Genomic DNA, 4,283 nt, shown 5'->3' with positions numbered 1-4,283 from the left:
GACTGTTGACAGAGCTCAATATGTTGTAACCAATGTCCGGATGCCTTCTTAGCTGATCCATATCAGCCTTTGTGGTCCTTTCCTTCTTATTCAGCAATGCATCGTCAAGGGCCACCTTTCCTATATCATGAAGGAGTCCTGTTGATTTAAGTTCGTTTATTTCATCGTGACTGAGTTCAAGAACCACACCCATTTCTCCACAAAGTTCGCTGACTCTTTCGGAATGTGCCTCTTCCATTGGGCTCTTTTCATAAAGGGCATTTATTATAGTATCTATCATATTGCCCTTAAGCTTCTTGCTCTCAAAAAGCTTGTTCTTGTACATGTCGTCTTCCGCTTCCTTATAAATAGTCTCCACATCCTGGTCTTTTTCAGTCTTGGTTGATACTCCAAAGGAGATGGACAAGTCAATATCTTCTAATTTTGATTCTTCAGCAATAGCTCTTATTCTCTCTATAATTTTATATGCCTGCTTCCTGTCAGTATTTGGAAGAAGAATCACAATTTCATCTCCACCTACTCTTGAGATTATATCGTCTTCTCTACAAACTGTTTTTATTATATTTGCTGAAGATATAAGAAGTTTATCTCCCATGGCATGACCAAAGGCATCATTTACCAGCTTCAATCCATTTACATCTGACATTATAAGCGAGAGTGGAAGATTTCTATTAACATCCAGTCTCACCAATTCTTCCTCGAAATATCTTCTATTATACAACCCTGTAAGCTGGTCGTGGAAACTTAAATATTCTATTTCCTTTTGTTTTTTGTTCTTTTCAGTGACATCATGGATAATGGAATATAAGAGGTTTTCTCCTCCAACCACTATTGGTCCCGAATATACTTCAACATCCTTCATTTCTCCGTCTGAAAGTCTGTGTATGAAATCGAAGTGTTTCCTGTTTCCGACTTTCGCTAGTGCCATTTCATGGTTGACTTCTTTTTCAGGCAATACATTGATATCTGAAATCTTCATGTCCTTAAGCTCTTCTAATGAATACATATAAAAACTGCAAGCCGAAGGGTTTGCATCGATTATCATTCCAGATTCAGGGTCTATTACAAGCATTACTGCATGATTGTTGTTGAATAGACTTTTGTATCTATTTTCCCTTTCAAGTATGGATAGTTCCATTTCTTTTCTATTTGTTATATCGTTAATAAGCATTGCAAATTGATTTTTCGTAGTTTTATAGGAATGGAATTCATAATATTTTTTGAATGATTCCATATAAAACTCTTCTGTATGGGACCCTTTTTCCAAAACCTCTTCCGCCAACCTTATAAAATAATTTCTCTCACTTGATGTAAATATGTCAGGTAAATACGCTCCCCTTATTTCATCATTCATAGTCCTTGCCAATTTACAGAAATTATTATTGGCATCCTTGATCATGAGATTATCAATGGTACCCTCAGTATCCCTTACTATTTCTATTAAAATCAAACTTTGCTTCATCTCGTCTACAAGGGTTCTGTATTTATTCTCGTTGTATTGTATCTTGTCCTGTATTCTTTTATTATCCAACTGATACTTAAGTATTATCCCTATCATTAAAGACCCTATTGGATAAATGATAATAACTGGTAGGAATATAGATTTCATAACAAAGGCAGAAACACTTCCAAGTGTAAGCATCTCAAGTAACATTGCAATATGTACAACCATTCCCATAATATAAAACTCAATTGCAGGGTATTTTTTATCCCCTTTCAACAGTTTTTCATATCTTATTCTTCTCCAAAGAAGACCTATGGCAGCCGATGTCACAATAACAAGCACACCTGTAGGAGCTCCTATCCCGCCAAGATAGAACCTGTATCCTCCTGTTATAAGGGTTGCAATAAGAGTTGGACCAAATCCAAAGAACAAACCCGTCGAACTAATCAAGACCGATCTTGCATCAAAAAAAACGCCTTCTATAAGAGGTATTGGATGGGTCATGATACCAATTCCCACAACTCCAATTATTACTCCAGTCAAAAAACAAATATTTTTATTATTTTCCTTAACCTTAAGTGTCAAAGATGAATATAACATACTTAACACAAGAAGCAGGGATATATTGTAAATTAATCCTAAAAAAAGTTCCTTTAACATAATTACTCCAATGAATATAGTTAACAATTATTTAACAGATTTATTATATTATCTATCACTGTAAATTTCAATCTTTTTTGACTTTAACTAACCTTGATTTTTCATCTTATTTAAGTTTTAGCCTGTTTTCAATTGAATTCAATATGTAAAATCCTTTTCTATTTAAATTGTCTCTTCTGTTATATGTCATTTCAGAATCATCCATCTGTCTGAATATACCTCCCGCTTCCTCAACTATGCATTGCATAGCTGCCGTATCCCATTCCATAGTTGGACCATACCTATAATAGATATCTCCTTCACCCTTTGCGATTAGACATCCTTTAAGAGAGGAACCTACGCATCTTATTCCTTTGATTTTGTTCTTGTTTATTTCAATGAGGTCGTCTATTTCCGATGTTTTGTGGGATCTGCTGTGGAGAAGAATTAAATCTTCCACCTTGGTAGATACATGGATTTTCTCCCCATATAATTCCTCATCGGCTTCACTACATCTGTATCTGTGGAAAGATCCCCCACTTTTGTATCCCCAGTACATCTCATCACTTACTGGTACATAGACAACACCAAGAACAGTCCTTCCCTTGAAAGAAAGAGCTATGTTTACAGTGAATTCACCGTTTTTCTTAACAAATTCCTTAGTTCCATCAAGAGGATCAACTATCCAACACCAGTAGTTTTCCAATCTTTTAAGGTTATCTACTGATTCCTCTGCTAGAATTGCCATGTGGGGAAATTCCTTTTCAAGTATTCCCACTATATATTCGTTTGTTTTTTTGTCGGCCATTGTAAGAGGAGAATTATCTTCCTTGTATTCAACACTGAAATCGCCCTCGTATATTTCAAGAATTATCCTTCCTGCTAAATATGCTGTTTTCTTTACTCTTTCAATTATACCCGGTAGCATTTCATCCAGATATTCCCTGTCTTTTTTAGTTATCTTTTCCATCTCTTATATCTCCATTACAATTATTTTACAAAGCAGCTCAGCTCCGTCATCCAGTACACAGCGGCTTCATCTCGTTAGACGCGAATCCGATAGTGTACTGGTGGTGGTGTCCACTTAGCTAAAACAAAGGCCAGGCATAATGCCCAGCTCTCTGTATTACAGTCACATTGTCATTAAATTGGTATGTAGCTTTTTACAAGGGTCATGGCCCCTTCAAGTTCGTAGGCTCCAAGAGCTGCAGGGATAAGATATGAATCCCCTGTAACGATTTTTTCCCTGCCCTGTATGTGAACTATATATCCCTCTCCCTTTACACAGGTGAATATGTGGAACCTGTTCCTGTCGGAAGACTGATGCATTGCATCCTGCACATTATAGACCTCTATGTTGAAGTTTGCAGGAAGGTTGTATTCCTTAATATTATTGCCCTTGTAGGTAAGAAGCCTGTAGTCACTCACAATGTCCTCACTGTCAAAGTCAAGTACATCAAGGGCTGACTTTAGATCAAGGTCTCTTCCCCTGTTATAGTCGTAAATCCTGAATTCCTTCTCATAATTTTCATGTACTTCTAGAAGAGTAATTCCGCCTCCTATGCAGTGAAGCAGTCCGCTTTTCACATAAAACATGTCTCCTGCCTTAACTTCCACCTTGTTTATACATTTTTCATAGGTGTCATCATCAAGAGCTCTTTTGAATTCTTCCTTGGAACAGTTTTTTATTCCAAGATAGAGATATGCTCCAGGATCAGCATCTATTACATACCAGGCTTCAGTTCTTCCTCCCAGAAAATTCATTTTTTTAACATAATCTTCTGAAGGATGAACCTGAATGGACAACTTCTCATCTGCTGTAATTATCTTTAAACTTAGAGGGAACTGCTCCGAATCAATTTTTACTCCAAGCAAGTCCTTCCTGAACTCTTTGATTAACTGGCTTATTGTCTTTCCAGCATGCTTTCCATTTTCAACCATGCTGTCGCCATAATCGTGACAAGCCATATCCCAGCTTTCACCTATATTCTTATTTGGGGGAAGGTCTTTCCTGTATGCTTCCAGCCTTCTTCCGCCCCATATTTTTTCCTTGTAAATACTTTTGAATTTTAATGGATACATTTAATTCACCCCGTTCATTATTTTATTGCCTAGATGGTTAATGCGACATAGTCGCTTTTTCTAATAGTCTAAGAAAGTTAAAAATGCGTAATCCCTTGAAGCGTTGGTATTACGCCGT

3 protein-coding genes are annotated in these 4,283 nt (G+C 36.7%); all 3 read right to left on the bottom strand.

Annotation, left to right across the window (positions count from 1 at the left end):
• A partial coding sequence (locus AC3AX0_RS08215) for a diguanylate cyclase domain-containing protein (protein ID WP_487549814.1) occupies positions 1 to 2,104 on the bottom strand: 2,104 nt, incomplete at its 3' end.
• Positions 2,105 to 2,210: 106 nt separating this feature from the next.
• Complete coding sequence (locus AC3AX0_RS08210) at positions 2,211 to 3,053, bottom strand: 3'(2'),5'-bisphosphate nucleotidase CysQ family protein (protein ID WP_487549813.1); 843 nt, start codon at positions 3,051 to 3,053, stop codon at positions 2,211 to 2,213.
• A 173-nt stretch (positions 3,054 to 3,226) separates the two neighbouring features.
• The gene (locus AC3AX0_RS08205) at positions 3,227 to 4,165 is read right to left on the bottom strand and encodes a type I phosphomannose isomerase catalytic subunit (protein WP_487549812.1); all 939 of its coding nucleotides are present in this window, start codon (positions 4,163 to 4,165) and stop codon (positions 3,227 to 3,229) included.
• Positions 4,166 to 4,283 lie beyond the last annotated feature (118 nt).

It is taken from the genome of Dethiosulfatibacter sp. (genome assembly GCF_983023055.1).
Note: the sequence above shows the minus strand (reverse complement) of the source record. Positions and strands in the feature narration are given on the sequence as shown.

What these genes read in the sequence shown, in the direction of transcription:
- AC3AX0_RS08210 (WP_487549813.1), bottom strand. Translation starts at nt 3,053, where the DNA reads ATGGAAAAGATAACTAAAAAAGACAGGGAATATCTGGATGAAATGCTA.
- AC3AX0_RS08205 (WP_487549812.1), bottom strand. Translation starts at nt 4,165, where the DNA reads ATGTATCCATTAAAATTCAAAAGTATTTACAAGGAAAAAATATGGGGC.